General features: G+C 74.1%; 15 protein-coding genes. 4 read left to right on the top strand and 11 right to left on the bottom strand.

Features of this window, described 5'->3' with window-relative positions:
* The first annotated feature begins 87 nt into the window (after window positions 1–87).
* Window positions 88–1,314 carry a serine/threonine-protein kinase gene (locus ABZ873_RS05895; RefSeq protein ID WP_360865785.1) on the top strand — a complete coding sequence of 409 codons (1,227 nt, stop codon included), beginning with the start codon at window positions 88–90 and terminating at the stop codon, window positions 1,312–1,314.
* 33 nt (window positions 1,315–1,347) lie between these two features.
* Here the strand turns inward: ABZ873_RS05895 and ABZ873_RS05890 are convergent, their stop codons facing one another.
* From ABZ873_RS05890 to ABZ873_RS05855, 8 genes are all read right to left on the bottom strand, one after another.
* Entirely contained in the window at window positions 1,348–2,160 is an 813-nt protein-coding gene (locus ABZ873_RS05890) for an RNA methyltransferase (protein ID WP_360865782.1), read from the bottom strand.
* A 42-nt stretch (window positions 2,161–2,202) separates the two neighbouring features.
* Complete coding sequence (gene cobA / locus ABZ873_RS05885; RefSeq protein ID WP_360865779.1) at window positions 2,203–3,438, bottom strand: uroporphyrinogen-III C-methyltransferase; 1,236 nt, start codon at window positions 3,436–3,438, stop codon at window positions 2,203–2,205.
* A gap of 548 nt (window positions 3,439–3,986) precedes the next feature.
* The gene (cobT, locus tag ABZ873_RS05880; RefSeq protein WP_360865776.1) at window positions 3,987–7,526 is read right to left on the bottom strand and encodes a nicotinate-nucleotide--dimethylbenzimidazole phosphoribosyltransferase; all 3,540 of its coding nucleotides are present in this window, start codon (window positions 7,524–7,526) and stop codon (window positions 3,987–3,989) included.
* A gap of 271 nt (window positions 7,527–7,797) precedes the next feature.
* Window positions 7,798–8,997, bottom strand: coding sequence for a precorrin-6y C5,15-methyltransferase (decarboxylating) subunit CbiE (gene cbiE, locus ABZ873_RS05875; protein WP_360865773.1), 1,200 nt, complete (start codon window positions 8,995–8,997; stop codon window positions 7,798–7,800).
* A gap of 67 nt (window positions 8,998–9,064) precedes the next feature.
* Entirely contained in the window at window positions 9,065–9,763 is a 699-nt protein-coding gene (locus ABZ873_RS05870; RefSeq protein ID WP_360865770.1) for a GNAT family N-acetyltransferase, read from the bottom strand.
* Between the two features lie 269 nt (window positions 9,764–10,032).
* Window positions 10,033–10,896, bottom strand: coding sequence for a MetQ/NlpA family ABC transporter substrate-binding protein (locus tag ABZ873_RS05865; protein ID WP_360865767.1), 864 nt, complete (start codon window positions 10,894–10,896; stop codon window positions 10,033–10,035).
* Between the two features lie 114 nt (window positions 10,897–11,010).
* The gene (locus ABZ873_RS05860; protein ID WP_360865764.1) at window positions 11,011–11,679 is read right to left on the bottom strand and encodes a methionine ABC transporter permease; all 669 of its coding nucleotides are present in this window, start codon (window positions 11,677–11,679) and stop codon (window positions 11,011–11,013) included.
* Window positions 11,676–12,722 (bottom strand): ATP-binding cassette domain-containing protein, encoded by a 1,047-nt coding sequence (locus ABZ873_RS05855; protein ID WP_360865761.1) that lies wholly within the window; start codon window positions 12,720–12,722, stop codon window positions 11,676–11,678. Before ABZ873_RS05855 ends, ABZ873_RS05860 begins: the two co-directional genes overlap by 4 nt.
* A 628-nt stretch (window positions 12,723–13,350) precedes the next feature.
* Between ABZ873_RS05855 and ABZ873_RS05850 the strand changes: the two genes are divergently transcribed.
* Together ABZ873_RS05850 and ABZ873_RS05845 are read left to right on the top strand one after the other, a co-directional pair.
* On the top strand, window positions 13,351–13,719 hold the full coding sequence (locus ABZ873_RS05850) for a hypothetical protein (RefSeq protein ID WP_360865758.1): 369 nt from the start codon (window positions 13,351–13,353) through the stop codon (window positions 13,717–13,719).
* Window positions 13,712–14,140, top strand: a complete 429-nt coding sequence (locus tag ABZ873_RS05845; RefSeq protein WP_360865755.1) for a hypothetical protein — start codon at window positions 13,712–13,714, stop codon at window positions 14,138–14,140. The genes ABZ873_RS05850 and ABZ873_RS05845 overlap by 8 nt, the downstream gene beginning before the upstream one ends.
* 19 nt (window positions 14,141–14,159) lie before the next feature.
* Here ABZ873_RS05845 and ABZ873_RS05840 read toward each other — a convergent pair whose 3' ends face one another.
* The 3 genes from ABZ873_RS05840 to ABZ873_RS05830 form a co-directional block, all read right to left on the bottom strand.
* Window positions 14,160–14,666 (bottom strand): GNAT family N-acetyltransferase, encoded by a 507-nt coding sequence (locus ABZ873_RS05840; RefSeq protein ID WP_360865752.1) that lies wholly within the window; start codon window positions 14,664–14,666, stop codon window positions 14,160–14,162.
* 36 nt (window positions 14,667–14,702) lie between these two features.
* Window positions 14,703–15,266, bottom strand: coding sequence for a sigma-70 family RNA polymerase sigma factor (locus ABZ873_RS05835; protein ID WP_360865749.1), 564 nt, complete (start codon window positions 15,264–15,266; stop codon window positions 14,703–14,705).
* A gap of 73 nt (window positions 15,267–15,339) precedes the next feature.
* Window positions 15,340–16,512 (bottom strand): glycerophosphodiester phosphodiesterase, encoded by a 1,173-nt coding sequence (locus tag ABZ873_RS05830; RefSeq protein WP_360865746.1) that lies wholly within the window; start codon window positions 16,510–16,512, stop codon window positions 15,340–15,342.
* A gap of 161 nt (window positions 16,513–16,673) precedes the next feature.
* Here ABZ873_RS05830 and ABZ873_RS05825 point away from each other — a divergent pair, with 161 nt between their 5' ends.
* Window positions 16,674–17,441, top strand: coding sequence for a lysophospholipid acyltransferase family protein (locus ABZ873_RS05825; RefSeq protein WP_360866167.1), 768 nt, complete (start codon window positions 16,674–16,676; stop codon window positions 17,439–17,441).
* Window positions 17,442–17,448: the final 7 nt, after the last annotated feature.

The raw sequence follows: 17,448 nt of genomic DNA, 5'->3' as shown, positions 1-17,448 counted from the left end.
AATCCTGCGGCGAGGGCGCGGCCTCTGAGCGCGTGTGCCGGAAGGTCCGTAAGCTGTGCAAGGTCAACAGGACGAGCGGTCAGCGGGGTGGACATGGCGATGATGCGGCTCCGGCGCGAGGACCCGCGTGTCGTCGGCTCGTTCAGACTGCACCGGCGGCTCGGTGCCGGCGGCATGGGCGTGGTCTACCTGGGCTCCGACCGGCGCGGACAGCGCGTGGCGCTCAAGGTGATCCGCCCGGACCTGGCCGAGGACCAGGAGTTCCGCTCCCGGTTCGCCCGCGAGGTGTCCGCCGCCAGGCGGATCCGCGGCGGCTGCACGGCCCGGCTGGTGGCCGCGGACCTGGAGGCCGAACGGCCCTGGTTCGCCACCCAGTACGTACCCGGGCCCTCGCTGCACGACAAGGTGGCCGAGGAAGGGCCCCTGACGGCCGCGCAGATCGCCGCCGTCGGTGCGGCGCTCTCCGAGGGCCTGGTCGCCGTACACGAGGCCGGAGTGGTCCACCGGGACCTCAAGCCCTCGAACATCCTGCTGTCGCCCAAGGGCCCGCGGATCATCGACTTCGGGATCGCCTGGGCCACCGGCGCGAGCACCCTCACCCATGTGGGCACCGCCGTCGGCTCCCCCGGCTTCCTCGCGCCCGAGCAGGTGCGCGGCGCGGCCGTCACCCCGGCCACCGACGTCTTCGCGCTGGGGGCCACCCTCGCCTACGCGGCCACCGCCGACTCCCCCTTCGGGCACGGCAGTTCCGAGGTCATGCTGTACCGCGTGGTCCACGAGGAGCCGCATCTGCACGGGGTCCCGGACGCGCTGGCACCCCTCGTACGGGCCTGTCTGGCCAAGGACCCCGAGGAGCGGCCCAGCACGCTCCAGCTGTCCATGCGGCTCAAGGAGATCGCCGCCCGCGAGGCCCAGGGGCTCTCCGACGGGCGGCCGCCCGCGCAGCGCGCCCGGGTCGAGCGGCCCTCGGGGCGGCTGCCCGAGGCGGCCGGGCGGGCCGGCGGTGTGGACCACGCCGAGCAGCGCACGGAGCGGCGTACCGGCGGCGGCAGCGCGCCCCGGCCGCAGGGCGGCCCCGGCTCCCAGGGCGGCCCGCACTCGCGGCCCTCGTCCTCGCGCCATCCGCGCAGCCCGGGCGGGCCCTCCTCGCGGCCGACCGCCGGGCGTACGGGCGGCCGCCCGGCCCCCCGGACCACGGGGACGGGCCGCCGGCCCGCGCGGCCGGACCCGAAGCTGCTGCGCCAGCGCCTGATCGTGTTCGTCGTGGTGACGCTGATCGTGGCGCTGGGCATCGCGGTGGCGCAGAAGCTGTAGCGCCGCCGGGCCAGGGACCGGCCGCCCGGCCGCTCAGTCGCGGCCCTGGTTCACCGCGTAGAAGGCGACGGCCGCCGCAGCGCCCACGTTCAGCGAGTCCACCCCGTGCGCCATCGGGATGCGGACCCATTCGTCGGCGGCCACCAGCGCCTGCGTGGACAGGCCGTCGCCCTCGGCGCCCAGCATCAGCGCCACCCGTTCCAGGGACTGCGGGGCCGCCACGTCGATGGGCGACGCCTTCTCGTGCGGGGTGAGCGCCAGCAGCTTGAAGCCGGCCTCGCGCACCGAGTCCAGGCTCTTGGGCCACGCCTCCAGCCGGGCGTAGGGCACGGAGAACACCGCGCCCATGGAGACCTTCACCGAGCGCCGGTAGAGCGGGTCCGCGCAGTCCGGCGACAGCAGGACGGCGTCCATGCCGAGGGCGGCGGCGCTGCGGAAGATGGCGCCGATGTTGGTGTGGTCGTTCACCGCCTCCATGACGGCGACGCGGCGGGTGGTGGCGAGCAGTTCCTCGGCCGTCGGCAGCGGCTTGCGCTGCATGGAGGCCAGGGCGCCGCGGTGCACGTGGTAGCCGGTGACGCGCTCGGCGAGCTCCGGGCTGACGGCGTAGACGGGGGCCGGGAGCTCGTCGATGACGTCCCGCATGACGTCGACCCACTTGGCGGAGAGCAGCATCGAGCGCATCTCGTACCCGGCGTCCTTGGCCCGTCTGATGACCTTCTCGCCCTCCGCGATGAAGAGTCCTTCGGCGGGCTCGCGCCGGCGCCGCAGCTCCACATCGGTCAGGCCCGTGTAGTCGCGCAGGCGGGGGTCTTCGGGGTCGTCGATGGTGATGAGATCAGCCACAGGGTGATACTGCCTTGTCCTGGGTACGGTGCCAACGGCCTGTCAGGCGCCGGTGGCGGGGAGGTTCTGGTTTCCGACGCGGACGACCTCACCGATGACGATGACCGCGGGCGGGCGGACCTCCTCGGCGCGCACCCGCTCCGCGACCGTGGCCAGGGTGGCGTCCACCCGGCGCTGGGTGGCGGTGGTGCCCTCCTGGACGACGGCGACGGGGGTGTCCGCGGACCGGCCGTGACGGACCAGGGCCTCCGCGATCAGGCCGATCTTGTCCACGCCCATGAGGACCACGAGGGTGCCGGTGAGCTTGGCGAGGGAGGCCCAGTCCACGAGGGAGCGCGGGTCGTCGGGGCCGACGTGGCCGCTGACCACGGTGAACTCGTGGGCCACGCCCCGGTGGGTGACCGGGATCCCGGCGGCGGCGGGCACCGAGATGGAGCTGGAGATGCCGGGCACCACGGTGCAGGGGATCCCCTCCTCCGCGAGCGCCTGCAGCTCCTCCATCCCGCGCCCGAAGACGTACGGGTCCCCGCCCTTGAGCCGGACCACGGCCTTCCCGGCCTTGGCGTGCTCGATGAGCGCGTGGTTGATGGCCTCCTGGGCCATGAAGCGGCCGTACGGGATCTTCGCGGCGTCGATGACCTCGACGTGCGGCGGGAGCTCGTCGAGCAGGTCGCGGGGGCCGAGCCGGTCCGCGATGACCACGTCGGCCTCGGCGAGGAGGCGGCGGCCGCGCACCGTGATCAGGTCGGGGTCGCCGGGGCCGCCGCCGACGAGGGAGACGCCGGGGGCGGAGCGGTGGCGGCGCCCGGGGGCGGCCAGGCTGCCGTCGCGCAGGCCCTCGACGACGGCGTCGCGGACGGCGGCGGAGCGGCGCGGGTCGTTGCCGGTCAGCACGGCGACGGTGACGCCCTCGACGCGGCCGGTGGCCGGGGTCCAGGCGGTGGCCGCGGCGGCGTCGTCGGCGCGCACGCACCAGACCCGCTCGCGCTCGGCCTCGGCGGAGGCCAGCTCGTTGGCGTCGCGGTTCTGGGTGGCGATGAGGGCGTACCAGGCTCCGGCGAGGTCGCCGTCCTGGTAGCGGCGGCGCTCCCAGCGGATCTCGCCGGTCTCGGCCATCGCGTCCACGGAGGGGGTGGCGGAGGGGGAGACGAGCAGGACGTCGGCCCCGGCGGCGATCAGCGCGGGGAGGCGGCGCTGGGCGACCTGGCCACCGCCGATGACGACGACGCGGCGGCCGGCGAGTCGGAGGCCGACGGGGTAGGCGGGGTGTTCGGCCATGGCGGTGCGGCTCCTGGTGCGGCGGGCGTGCGGTGTTGCCGCTGCGGCTCTGGAGCGGCGGAGTGGGCGGGATCCGGGATCCGGGATCCGGGTTGCGGGTGGGCGGGGCCCGGGGTGTGGTGCGGTTGCTGACGTGCGGTTGCTGACGTGCGGGGATGTGGTGCGGGTCCACCATACGGCGCGGGGCGTTCCGAGGCGCGGACGGGGCGGGGGTTCACGGGGCTCCGCCCCGGACCCCGCGCCTCAAACGCCGGCGGGGCTGGATTGCGGGGCTCCGTCCGGACGCGCGCTCCGGGCCCCGGGCGGGACTGGATTGTGGGGCTGGGCCTCGCCCCGCGAGCAGGGCACGGCTGGATGGTGCGGCTCCGCCCGGCCCGCGCTCCGGGCGCCGAGCGGGGCTGGATGGCGGCTCCGCCCGGACGCGCGCTCCGGGCACGGCCGGATCGTGCGGCTCCGCCCCGCCCCGCGCTCCGGGCGGGGCTGGATGGTGCGGCTTCGGCCCACCCCGCCCCGCGCTCGGGTGCAGGGCGGGGCCGGGTGTGGTGGGGCTACTTTTCCGTTACGCCCGCCGAGTCGAAAGTGGCCACCTCGTGCATCGCGCGGGCCGCGCTCTGGACCAGGGGGAGGGCCAGCAGGGCGCCCGTGCCCTCGCCGAGGCGGAGGTCCAGGTCGACCAGGGGGCGCAGGCCCAGCTTGTTCAGGGCCGCCACATGGCCCGGCTCCGCGCTGCGGTGGCCCGCGATGCACGCCGACAGGGACTCGGGGGCGATCGCGCGGGCGACCAGGGCGGCCGCGCCGGCGCTGACGCCGTCCAGGATGACCGGCGTACGCAGGGAGGCGGCGCCCAGCAGCAGGCCGACGATCGCCGCGTGCTCCAGGCCGCCGATCGCGGCGAGGACGCCGATCGGGTCCGCCGGGTCCGGCTGGTGCAGCTCCAGGGCGCGGCGGACCACGTCCACCTTGCGGGCGTGCGTCTCGTCGTTGATGCCGGTGCCGCGGCCGGTGACCTCGGCGGGGTCGACGCCCGTGAAGACCGCGATCAGGGCGGCGGAGACCGTGGTGTTCGCGATGCCCATCTCGCCCGTGAGCAGCGCCTTGTTGCCCGCCGCGACCAGGTCGCGGGCCGTCTCGATACCGACCTCGATGGCGGCGACGGCCTCCTCGCGGGTCATGGCCGCGCCGGTGGAGAGGTCGGCGGTGCCGGGGCGGACCTTGCGGGGCAGCAGGCCCGGGGTGGCCGGGAGCTCGCCCGCGATGCCGACGTCGATCACGCAGACCTCGGCGCCGACCTGGTTGGCGAAGGCGTTGCAGACGGCTCCGCCGCCCAGGAAGTTGGCCACCATCTGCGTGGTGACCTCCTGCGGCCAGGGGGTGACGCCCTGGGCGTGCACGCCATGGTCGCCCGCGAAGATCGCCACGGCGGCGGGCTCCGGGATCGGCGGCGGGCAGACCCGGGAGAGCCCGGCCAGCTGCGCCGAGATGATCTCCAGCATGCCGAGGGCCCCGGCGGGCTTGGTCATGCGCTTCTGCCGCTCCCACGCCTCGCCGAGCGCCTTCGCGTCGAGCGGGCGGATGCTGGCGACGGTCTCCGAGAGCAGGTCGTGCGGCTCCTCGCCGGGCAGCGCGCGGCGGCCGTAGGTCTCCTCGTGGACCACCCAGGAGAGCGGGCGGCGCTGCGACCAGCCCGCCTGGGCCAGCTCGGGCTCCTCGGGGAACTCGTCGACGTACCCGACGCACAGGTACGCGACGACCTCCAGGTGCTCGGGGAGGCCCAGCGCGCGGACCATCTCGCGCTCGTCGAAGAAGCTGACCCAGCCGACGCCGAGGCCCTCGGCGCGGGCGGCGAGCCAGAGGTTCTCGACGGCGAGGGCCGAGGAGTACGGGGCCATCTGCGGCTGGGTGTGCCGGCCGAGGGTGTGGCGGCCGCCGCGGGTGGGGTCGGCGGTGACGACGATGTTCACCGGGGTGTCGAGGATGGCCTCGATCTTGAGTTCCTTGAACTGCTTCGCCCGGCCCTTGGGCAGCGACTTCGCGTACGCCTCGCGCTGGCGCTGGGCGAGCTCGTGCATCGTCCGGCGGGTCTCGGCGGAGCGGATCACGACGAAGTCCCAGGGCTGCGAGTGGCCGACGCTGGGGGCGGTGTGGGCCGCCTCCAGGACGCGGAGCAGGACCTCGTGCGGGATGGGGTCGGTGCGGAAGCCCTTGCGGATGTCGCGGCGCTCGCGCATCACGCGCAGGACGGCCTCGCGCTCGGCGTCGTCGTAGGCCGGAGCGGGGTCGCCTGCGGCGGGCTCGGGCTGTACGGGTTCCCCCGCGACGGGCTCGGCCGCGAGCACCGGCTCGGGCTGCGGGGCCTCTGCCGGCGCGGCCACGACCGGCTCGGGCCCGGCGTCGGCCGGCTCCGGCGCGGCGGGGGGCGCGGTGACGGGCTCGAAGAGCTCCGGGGCGGCCTCGGCGGGCTCCACGGGGGCCTGCTCGGCGGTGGGCTGTACGGGGGCCACGGGCTCGGCGGGGGCCAGCCCGGCGGCGGGGGCGGCGGCGGCCACCCCGTCGGCGGCGGTCTCAGCCGGGGCCTGCCCTGCGGCAGCGGGCTCGGCGGGAGCCTGCCCGGCGGTGACCGGCTCGGCGGCGAGCGGGGCCGGGATCACCGGCTGCGGGGCTCCGGCCACCTCGGCCTGTGCCCCGTCGGCGGGGGTGGCGTCGGCCGGGACCGCATCCGCCGGGGCGGCGTTGGCCGGTGCCGCGTCGGCCGGGACGGCGTCCGCCGGTACTGCGTCGGCGGGGGCGGCGCCCGCCAGTGCCGGGTCAGCCGGAGCGGCGTTCGCCGGGACCGCATCCACCGGGGCAGCGCCCGACAGTGCCGCGTCAGCCTGGGCGGCGTCCGCCGGTACTGCGTCGGCGGGGGCGGCGTCAGCCGGAGCGGCGCCCGACAGTGCGGCGTCCGCCGGTACCGCGTCAGCCGGGACCGCATCGGCCAGGGCGGCGTCCGCCGGAGCGGCGTCGGCGGGGGTGGCTTCCGCCGGAGAGGCGTCGAGGGGTGTGGCTTCCGCCGGAGCCGCGTCGGCCGGGGCATCAGTAGCTGCGGCCTCGGCCGGGGCCGCGTCAGCGGGGGCGGCGGCGGCCGGGGCGGCGTCAGCCGGTACCGCATCGGTCGGCACAGCGTCGGCCGCGGCCGCGTCAGCGGGGGCCGCGTCGGCCGGAGCGGCGTCAGCCGGGGCAGTGACACCCGGCACCGCATCCACCGGAGCCGCATCCGCCGGGGCGGCCGGCTGCGCGGGCGCGGCAGGCTGGTCGGGCTGCGCGGGCTGGGCCGGGCCCGTCGGCGGCTCCGGGTGCATCACCGTTTCTGCGGCGGGCGGGGTCGGGGTCCACGGGGTGCCGGCCTGCGGGGGGATCTCGCCGAGGTGGGCCTCGGGGGTCTCCGCACGCGGGACGTCGAGGTATTCCGGGCCGAGCGTGGCCGGTCCGGCCTGGTGCAGCGGGGCGACCGCCACGGGGGCCGGGGCGGGCGCGGCGGCGGGGCCGCGGTCCGCGAGGGAGCGGACGACTCCCCCGGTGGCCTCGGGCACGGGCGGGCCCATGTGCAGCGGGCGCCGGGGGGCGGCCGGGGGCGCCACCGGGGCGGCGGGGGCGGCCGGCGGCGGGACGACGAGCCCGCCGAGGTCGAGGGCGCCGGAGTCGCGGCCGCCCGCCTCGTGCGCGCCGGTGCTGTAGGAGTCGGCGAAGGAGGGCTGCGGAAACTCCTGGTAGCCGGTGGCGCCGGGGTAGGCCGGCGGGGCGGCCGGGTATCCGGGCTCGGTGCCGAAGGAGGGGTCGGCGTACATCTGCGGCTCGTGCGGCTGGGGCGGGGCGGGGAAGGCGGGCTGCGGGACCACCTGCGGGTCGCTCCACGAGCCCTGGGCGCTCGGCATGAGCAGCAGTTCCTCGTCCTCGGCGCCGGCCGGGTCGTCCACGAGGTCCTGGAAGGCGTAGCCGGTGGACATCGGGACCGGTGCCGGCATCGGGACCGGGGCGGGGGCGCCCTGCTGATCCACCATGCCCGTGTTGTCCGGGTGACCCTCGCCCGGGACCTGGCCGGTGTCAGTCATGCGTACCCCTCGCCCATCGGTGTTGCCTCTTCGATCGCCCGGAGGCCCACGAGGCCCGCCGGGCGGTTCGCCGTGCGCATGCGGTGCGACGGCCTCGTCCCACCTGCCTGCACGGCAACCAGTAAGCATTGTCGCGCCCGTTAGCGATCGTGGCGGCCATAACCACCACGGTCCGCTGTGGACTGCGCCACGTCGCGCGTCCGAGCGGTGTCGCGATGCCCCGAATCGTCCGGACAGTACGACGATCGGCCAGCCTACCCCCGCCCCCGGGTCAGCGGTTCACAGGGCGCTGACCTGCCAGGAGGAACACCACGGAACGGTCCTGTTCCGCCCAGCTGCGGGTGTCCAGGCCGACGGACTGGAGCAGGGCGCACTCGACGGCGTAACCGTGTTCGGTCAGTACCCGGCCGATGGCCTCCGCCTCGTCGCGGGTGGAGGCGTGGCTGACGATGCGTTCGGGGCGGCGGTCGGCGACGGCCGCGACCACCTCGGCGCCGCCGCCGCCGACGCGGACGACGTCCGGTTCGGGCAGCCGTTCCAGGACGTGCGGGGCCTGTCCGGCGACGACCTGGATCTGGACTCCGCGGGTGCGGGCGGCGGCGGTCACCCGTTCGCGGGCCTCGGGGTCGGCGTCGACGGCGATGACGGCGGCGCCGAGGGCGGCGGCGTCCACGGCCACGGCGCCGGAGCCGGTGCCGATGTCCCAGAGGAGGTCGCCGGCGCGCGGGCCGAGCCGGGCGAGCTGGGCCGCGTGCAGCAGGGCCGACTCCCCCTCGCCCGTGTCGGGGCGCGGGTGGGCCCAGCCGCGTTCGGCGCTGAGGGCGGGGCTCTGGCCGAGGAGCCAGCCGGGCTCGGCGGCGAGGGCTCCGCCGCCGCCGATGACGATGACGACGTTGGGGTCGCGCCAGCTGTGGTCGGCGGCCTTGTCGGAGGTGAGGACGCTCACCTGCTCGCGCTCGGTGCCCAGTTCCTCGCAGACGACGAAGGTGCGGTGGACCCCGTCGAGCAGCAGGGCGAGTTCGGCGGGTCCGGCGCCGGGCGAGGTGAGGACGGCGACCTTGGGGTGGGCGCGGCAGACGTTGACGGCGCGGCGCAGGGTGCGGGGGTGGGCGACGACGACGCGGGCGTCGTCCCAGGGCATGCCGGCGCGGGCGAAGGCGGCGGCCACCGAGGAGACGGCGGGGACGACCTCGACCTCCAGGCCGTGTTCCGGGGCGCGCAGGGTGCGTACGACGCCGAAGAAGCCGGGGTCGCCGTCGGCGAACACCACGGCGGTGCCGCGGTGTCCGGCGATGCGGCGGGCGGCGAGGCCGAGGCTGCCGAGGCGGATGCGTTCGGCGGTGGGCGGGACCTCGGGGAGGGCGAGGTGGTGGGCGGCGCCGGCCACGAGGGTGGCGGCGGAGAGCGCGGACCTGGCGGCGCCGGTGAGGGGCGAGCCGTCCCAGCCGATCACCGTGACCCGGTCGGCCATCGTCGTCAGTCTCCTGGGGTGGGGCGGGCGGGTGGGGCGGGCACGGTGAGACTACCCGGTCGCCGGTTCACTTCCGGTCGGCGCCGACGGGGTGGCCGTACGCGCCGGAGTGCTGTCCGTAGGGGGTGCCGGGGGCGTGGCTGCCGTGGGTGGCGTAGCTCTCGTACGTGTCGAAGTCCTCGCCCTCGTCCAGGTCCTCGGGCAGCAGGCTCCAGACGATGAGGTCGGTGCGGCTGTCGGCCCAGTCGCCGTCGGGGTTCTGCGTCCGGACGATCCAGGCGTTGCGCAGGACGCCTTCGCTGATGCAGCCGATCTTCTGGGCCACTTGCTGCGCGGCGGTGTTGTCGGCGGCGGTGCGCAGTTCCAGGCGCTCGAAGCCCTGTTCGCGGAAGAGCCACTGGGCGACGGCGAGGACGGATTCGCTGGCGTAGCCCTCGCCGCGGGCCCAGGGGGCGGTGGCGTAGGCGGCTTCGGTGGAACGGGTGCGCCAGTTGGTGTTCTTGAGGTGGACGGTGCCGACGAGGCGCTGGGTGAGGAACTCGGTGACGGCGAGGGCGATGCCGCGGCCCGTGGTGCGTTCGGTGTGGGAGCGCCGGGTGGCCCAGCGGCGGGCGTCGGCGCGGGTGTAGGGGTGGGGCGCGGAGGACCAGGCGGTGACGTGCTCGTCGTTCATCATCTCGGTGAGCGCGATGACGTCCTCTTCCTCGAAGGGGCGCAGCACCAGCCGGTCCGTGCTGATGGTGACGTCCGGGAAGGTGGTAGTCATGCGCAGCTCCATGCCTGAGAACGTGGTGCGACCGTGGTGCGAGGCGACCGTGGTGCCGGACCGTGCGTGCCGGACCGTTCATGCGGGTCGTAGGCCACAGCATGCAGCATCGGCCGGGGGATGTGCAGGGCCGGGTTGCCCGGGGGCGGGCAGCGCTCGGCCCCGCGCGCCGTCAGGGGCGTACGGGGCCGAGGGGCATGACCGCCGGGCCCGGTGGGGCCGGGCGGCGGGTGGGGCGAGGGGCCAGGAGGCGGGGTCAGGAAGCGGGGTCAGGAAGCGGGGGTGCCGAAGGCCGGGACGACCGAGCCCTGGTACTTCTCCTCGATGAACTTCTTGACCTCGTCGGAGTTCAGGAGCTTGGCGAGCTTCTGGATCCGCGGGTCGCTCTGGTTGCCGTCCTTGACCGCGAGGAAGTTGGCGTAGGGGTTGCCCTCGGCCTTCTCCAGGGCGATCGCGTCCTTGGCGGGGGCCAGGTTGGCCTCCAGGGCGTAGTTGCCGTTGATGACGGCGGCGTCCACGTCGTTGAGGGCGCGCGGGACGGTGGCGGCCTCCAGCTCCTTGAACTCCAGGCCCTTCTTGTCGGTGATGTCGGACAGCTTGGCGGCCGTGCCGACGCCCTCCTTGAGGGTGATCAGGTTGTTCGCGGCGAGCAGCTGGAGCGCGCGGCCCTCGTTGGTGGTGTCGTTGGGGACGGCGACGGTCTGGCCGGGCTTGATGTCGGTGAGGGCCTTGGCCTTCTTGGAGTACAGGCCCAGCGGCTCCAGGTGCACGTTGGCGACGGGCACGACGTGGGTGCCGTTCTTCTTGTTGAAGTCGTCGAGGTACGGCTTGTGCTGGAAGTAGTTGCCGTCGACCTGGCCCTGCTCGGTGGCGGTGTTGGGCAGGACGTAGTCCGTGAACTCCTTGACCTCCAGCTTGAGGCCCTCCTTCGCCGCGAGCTTGTCCTTGACGAAGTTCAGGATGTCGGCGTGGGGGCTCGGGGAGGCCGCGATGACCAGGGGCTTGCTCTCGTCGGCCTTGCCGCCGTCCGCCTTCGCGGAGGACGGGTCGGAGGAGCTGCCGCAGGCGGTGAGGCCCAGGGTCAGCGCGGTGGCGGTGGCGGCGAGGGCGGTGAGCTTGATGTTCTTACGCACGAAGAGTGCCTTTCTTGCGGAACAAGTACGGAGTGACTTGCTGGTGGTGGCCCAAGCACGACAAGTGCGGGCTCTGAGGGGGAAATCGGTGGGGGCCGGGGCCCGGAGCGGGGCTCAGGCCGTGCGGCCGCGGCGGGCCAGCAGGCGTACGACGCCGTCGCCGATCAGCTGGATCACCGTGACGAGGACGACGAGGACCACGACGGTGGCGACCATGAAGCCGGTCTCGAAGCGCTGGAAGCCGTAGGTGATGGCCTTGGAGCCGAGTCCTTCGCCGCCGACGGCGCCCGCCATGGCGGAGTAGCCGACGAGGGTGATGACGGTGGTGGTGACACCGGCGACCAGCGAGGGCAGGGCCTGCGGGAGGAGCACCTTGCCGACCAGGGTCGGGACGCCGCCGCCCATGGACTCGACGGCCTCGATGAGACCGTGGTCCACCTCGCGGACGGCGGTCTCGACGAGCCGGGCGAAGAAGGGGACGGCGCCGATGGCGAGCGGGACGATCATGGCGGTGGGGCCGATGAAGGTGCCGACGACGGCGGTGGTGACCGGGATCAGGAAGATCAGCAGGATGATGAACGGCAGCGAGCGGCCTATGTTCACGATCACGCCGAGCACCTTGTTCAGTGGCTGGTTCTGCAGCAGTCCGCCCTTGTCGGTGAGGACGAGCAGGATGCCGATGGGCAGGCCGCCGAGCACGGTCACCAGGGTGGACCACAGCACCATGTAGAGGGTGTCGTAGGTGCCCTGGCTGAGCAGGGGCTGCATCTCGGACCAGGTCACTTGGCACCATCCTTGACCAGTTCGGCCAGTTCGTTGTCGATCTCGTCGACGACGTCGACCTGGAGGCCCTGCTCGCGCAGGAAGCCCACGGGCACGACGTTGTCCTCGTAGCGGCCGGGCAGTTCGATGCGCATCCGGCCGATCAGCCGGCCGGCGACGGTGTCCATCGCGGCGCCGAGGATCGAGATGTCGATGTTGTACGTGCGCGACAGCTGCGAGATGACCGGCTGCGCGGCGGCCTCACCGTGGAAGGTGACGTCGACGACCGTGCGGTCGGGCCCGGAGGCGGTGCCGGTGACCGGGAAGAGTTCGCCGGCCAGCTCGGAGCCGGGGGTGGCGAGCAGTTCGGCGACGGTGCCGGACTCGACGATGCGGCCCTTCTTCATCAGGGCGGCCGAGTCGCAGACGGTCTTGACCACGTCCATCTCGTGCGTGATGAGCAGGACGGTCAGGCCGAGCTGCTGGTTGAGGTCGCGCAGCAGTCCCAGGATGGAGCGGGTGGTCTCGGGGTCCAGGGCGCTCGTGGCCTCGTCGGAGAGCAGCACCTTGGGGTCGCCGGCCAGGGCGCGGGCGATGCCGACGCGCTGCTTCTGGCCGCCGGAGAGCTGGGCCGGGTACGCCTTGGCCTTGTCGGCGAGGCCGACCAGGTCGAGGAGTTCGAGGGCCTTGCGGGAGCGCTCGCGGCCGGAGACGCCCAGGATCTCCAGGGGCAGCTCGATGTTGGCCTGGACGGTGCGCGAGGACAGCAGGTTGAAGTGCTGGAAGACCATGCCGATCCGGCTGCGGGCCTCGCGCAGCTCCTTGCCGGCGCGGCGGCCCTTGCCGGCGAGCGCGGTGAGGTCGACGCCGTCGACGTGCACGCTGCCGGTGGTGGGGCGCTCCAGCAGGTTCACGCAGCGGATGAGGGAGGACTTGCCCGCGCCGCTCTGGCCGATGACGCCGTAGACCTCGCCGGGGCGGACGTGGAGGTCGACGCCGTCCAGGGCGGTGACCTCGCGGCCACGGGACTGGTAGACCTTCGTGAGGCCCGATGTGGTGATCACAGGAATTCCGTCGCTGTCGAGTGCGCGGCGCAGCGGGGTGCCGGCACGGGGCAAACATCTGGGGACGCGATACGGGACGAACCGCAAGAAATCGGCGGGTCCGGCGCATGCGCGGGGAAGCAGGGGGCCGAGCTCTTCATCAGCTGGTGACGTACTCGCGCGGCTGGTCTCGCTTCGGGGCGCGAGGCTCAGGAAGGGGCCCTCAGAAGGCGCACATTCGACACATACAACGAGCACCGGGCGTCATCGTCGCCTCGGTCGCAAGGGTGCGGCTGCTCGTCGTGGTCATGGGCCCCAGTAAAGCAGACGTATCCCCTCACCGATCAAAATTGTCCGCATAGCGGACGTGAATCGGCCGCATACCGGACAGTGCCGGTCAGGGCCGACAGCCCGTCCCACCCCCCGGATCCCTGCCCTGACCTGGCTCTACGCGGCTCTGGCGGGAGGCGGGAGGGGTGGCCCGGGGAGCCGCGCCGACGGGGTGGTTGTGGTCAAGGCCACGGTCCGCGGGCCGGGCGGGCGCAGGGGCGGCCGGAGCGGGCGTCCGGGGCGGGCGGACGGAGCGGGCGGACGGCTCCGCGCAAGGGGCGCGCACATCGGGCTCCCGCGCCCGTAATACCCTCGCTGCATGCTCGACGCCCTGACGGTCGCCATCGGCGTGGCCGCACTCGCCCTCGCCGCCTGGTGCGCCCATGCCGCCTGGCGGGACCAGCCCACCAAGGACTGGCACTTCATCGGCATGGCCGTCGTGACCGTGCTGGTCCTGGCCCAGCTGGTGATCGGCCTGGTCCAGCTGGCCCGGGGCGAGAAGCCGGACGAGGGCACGGTGATCTTCGTGGCCTACCTGCTCGGCGCCTTCGCCGCGGTACCGGCCGCCGGGCTGCTCTCACTGACCGAGCGGACCAAGTGGGGCTCGGTGACGGTGGCCGCGGGCGCGGTCGTCCTCGCCGTCCTCGAAGTACGGCTCTACGACATCTGGGGAACCACCGGTGCCTGACGCAGACACGACGACCGCCACCCCCGCCCCCGCCGGGCGCAAGCGGCTGGTCTCCGGGCCGGGGCTGCTGCTGGTGTGGCTGTACGGGGTGATGGTGGTGGGCGCGGTCTCGCGCTCGGCCTACCAGATCTCCACCGAGTTCCACCGGGCGCCGCTGGCCTACTCGCTCTCCGCCGTGGCGGCGCTGGCGTACGCCTTCATCACGTACTCGCTGGTGCGCGGCGGCGAGACCGCGCGCAGGGCGGCGCTGTTCTGCTGCGCCGCCGAGCTGGCGGGCGTCCTGGCCGTGGGCACGTGGACCGTGCTGCGGCCGGATTCCTTCCCGGACACCACCGTGTGGTCCCAGTTCGGCATGGGCTACCTGTTCATCCCGGTGATCCTTCCGGTCACCGGGATGCTCTGGCTCCGCAGGAAGCGCTAGTACTGAATCCCTGTGAGCGCTAGGCGCTGACCGCGAAGTCCGTCGGGCTCTTGGCGTCCTTCTCCAGGATCACCAGCTGCACGCCGTCCGAGGCGGTGCGGCCGCCGACCAGGACGTAGCCGGCCCGGCGGTAGAGGCGGATGTTGGACTCGCTCTTGTGTCCGGTGTGCAGGCGGAAGCGGGTGGCGGTGCCGGGGCTCGCGAGGGCCGCCTCCACCGCGCGCAGCAGGCGGGCGCCGAGGCCGTGCCCCTGGAGGCGGGGGTGGACGCAGAGCTTGGCGATCTTCGCGGTGCCGTCCTCGTCGACGCTGCCGCGCACGGTGCCGACCACCTCGTCGCCGAGCCGGGCGACGAGCACGGTGTCCGTGGCCAGCTCGCCCTTGAGGGAGTCGAGGGACTGGGTGAGCGGCTGGATGAGGTAGTTGCCGTACAGCTCGGCCTCGCGCTGGAAGGCCAGGTACTGCAGCTTGAAGATCTGTTCGGCGTCCTCGGCAGTCGCCGCCGAAATGGTCACGCTCATGCCCATGTGCGCATGCCTCCGCTCACCCGCTAGCCCGCTGGTCTACGGCTCCCTTCCCCGAAGGCCGGGAGCCGCAACCTCTGCCGCGAGCATTCTGCGCAGACATCCCAGGCAACGGGAACGTACGGGCCCTAAACTTCCTTGTGAGATACCCAACTCTCCTGCGATTTCACGGTAGGTGAGGTCCCTGGGCGAAAGAAGTGCCCTGAGCAGTTCGGGGCAGCGCCCGGGCAGCCGGGCGACGGCCGACCGGAGGGCCCGGTTCTCCTCCCCGTCCAGAAGGGCCGGTTCCGGTTCCTGCCCGGCGCCGCCGCCGGTCCGCCCGCCGCCCTCCTCGGGATGCCGGGGGTGGCCGTACGGGATCTCCCGGCGGGCGCGCCGCCGGGCGAGGCGAGCCTCCGCGCGGACCGCCCGGCGCAGCCAGCGGGCCGGTTCGGCCGGGTCCTCGGGATCGGGGGCTCGCCGGCTGCTCTCCAGCAGCCTGACCCAGACGGCTTGTTCCAGGTCGGCGGCGTCCATCCCGGCGCCCGGGGCCTCCGCCGCGGCCTCCGCGGAGAGCAGCGGGCCCAGTTCGCCGACGAGGTCGGGGTCCTTCAACAGGTCCATGCCGGGCGGGACGATTGGGCGGGGCCCGGCGGTTTCCCCGCCGGGCCCCGCCCACTCGTTCGGGAAGCCGCGGTCAGCGGTTGACGGGGCGCCGGCCGGGGTGGAACGCCTCGGCGGCGTGCAGTCCGGTGTCCGGGTTGTCGGTGAAGATGCCGTCGATGCCCTGCTCGAAGTAGGTGCGGAAGGCGGTGAGGGCGTCCCCGTACGCGGCCGGATCCGTACCCCTGCGGTATTCGGCGGGCAGGAAGCTGTTCTCGTTGCGCGCGGTGTAGGGGTGCAGCAGCAGTCCGCGGGCGTGGGCGTCGCGGACCAGGGTGGTCGGCCTGCCGAGCCGGCCGTCGGCCTCGCGCGGCAGGATCAGGTCCATGGTCGGGCCGATGCCCTGGGCGAAGCCGGAGATCCACCTGAGGCCCGCCGGGGTCACCAGGTCCGCGACCGTGCGCGGGTCGCCCGCCTGCTCGAAGTCCCAGGGGCGGGTGGCGGCCCCGGAGAGGAGGACGACGCGGGGCGCGGAGACCAGCCGGGAGAGCCGCTGGATGCTGGAGGGCTCGAAGGACTGGAGGAACATGGCGGCGTTCCGGCCGTCGCGGCCGTACCGGCGCAGCAGCCGGGCCAGGGGCTCCTCCAGGCCGAGGCCGAGGGCGCGGAAGTAGCTGGGGTGCTTGGTCTCGACGTGCAGCCAGACGCGGCGGCCGCGGCGGCGGCCCTCGCGGTCGGCCCAGCGGAGCACGTCCTCGAAGGTGGGCACGGCCCACTGGCCGTCGTAGAGGGTGTTGCGCTGGCGGATGGCCGGAATGCGTTCCTTCGCGCGCAGCCTGCGCAGCTCGGCGAGGGTGAAGTCCTCGGTGAACCAGCCGGTGACCGCGACCCCGTCCACGGTCTTGGTGGTGCGCCGGGCGGCGAAGGCGGGGTGGTCGGCGACGTCGGTGGTGCCGCCGATCTCGTTCTCGTGGCGGCACACGAGGTGGCCGTCCTTGGTGGGGACCAGGTCCTGTTCGACGATGTCCGCGCCGAGGTCCAGGGCGAGCTGGTAGGAGCCGAGGGTGTGCTCGGGCCGGTAGCCGCTGGCGCCCCGGTGGCCGATGACGGTGGGGTACGGCAGGTCCCGGTAGCCGCCCTCGTCGTGCCCGCCGCCGTCGGCCGCGGCCGCGGCCGGACCGGCCGTGAGCCCGGTGATGCCGGTCCCGGCCGCCAGTACGGCCGCCCCCAGGACCGTGCGCCGCGCTGCTGCCCCACCCTGCGTCATGAGTGCCACTCCTCGTCGTGGAGGCCCTACGGGCCGTGAAGGTCGTGATCGGCCCGCCGATGGTAGGCAAACGCGGGTGTCCGCGGGGGGTGCGCGGGAGGCACGGGCGGGGAACGTGGCGAAAACGCGCGTCAACAATGCGTATCCGACACGTGAACCCGATGTGCGCGCGGAGCGGACCCGCGAGTATCGTCCTCACCTGCGCCCCTGCCGTGCGGTCGGGGCGCGCGCCGCTTTTCGATGCCGGAGGGCCCACGTTGTTCCGTACGAAGCTCATCAAAGCCACTGTCGGACCGGTCATGCGCATGATGTTCCGCACCCGCGTGGAGGGCATCGAGAACATCCCCGGCTCCGGGCCGGTGATCCTGGCGGGCAACCACCTCACCTTCATCGACTCCATGATCCTGCCGCTGGTGTGCGACCGTACGGTCCACTTCATCGGCAAGGACGAGTACGTGACGGGCAAGGGCCTCAAGGGCCGCGCCATGGCCTGGTTCTTCACCGGCGCGGGGATGATCCCGGTGGACCGGGACGGCGCCAACGGCGGTGTCGCCGCGCTGATGACCGGCCGCCGGATCCTCGAAGAGGGCAAGATCTTCGGCATCTACCCGGAGGGCACCCGCTCCCCCGACGGCCGCCTCTACCGGGGCCGCACCGGCATCGCCCGCCTCACCCTGATGACCGGCGCCCCGGTGGTGCCGTTCGCGATGATCGGTACGGACAAGCTGCAGCCCGGCGGCGCGGGCATGCCGCGTCCGGGCCGGGTCACCGTCCGCTTCGGCGAGCCGATGGAGTTCTCCCGCTACGAGGGCATGGACCGCGACCGCTACGTCCTGCGGGCCGTCACCGACTCGGTGATGGCCGAGGTCATGCGGCTGTCGGGCCAGGAGTACGTGGACATGTACGCGACCAAGGCGAAGGCCGCGTAGCCCCCTT

Origin of the sequence: Streptomyces sp. NPDC047014 (assembly GCF_040644195.1) — a bacterium.
Taxonomy (GTDB): Bacteria; Actinomycetota; Actinomycetes; order Streptomycetales; family Streptomycetaceae; genus Streptomyces.
Note: the sequence above shows the minus strand (reverse complement) of the source record. Positions and strands in the feature narration are given on the sequence as shown.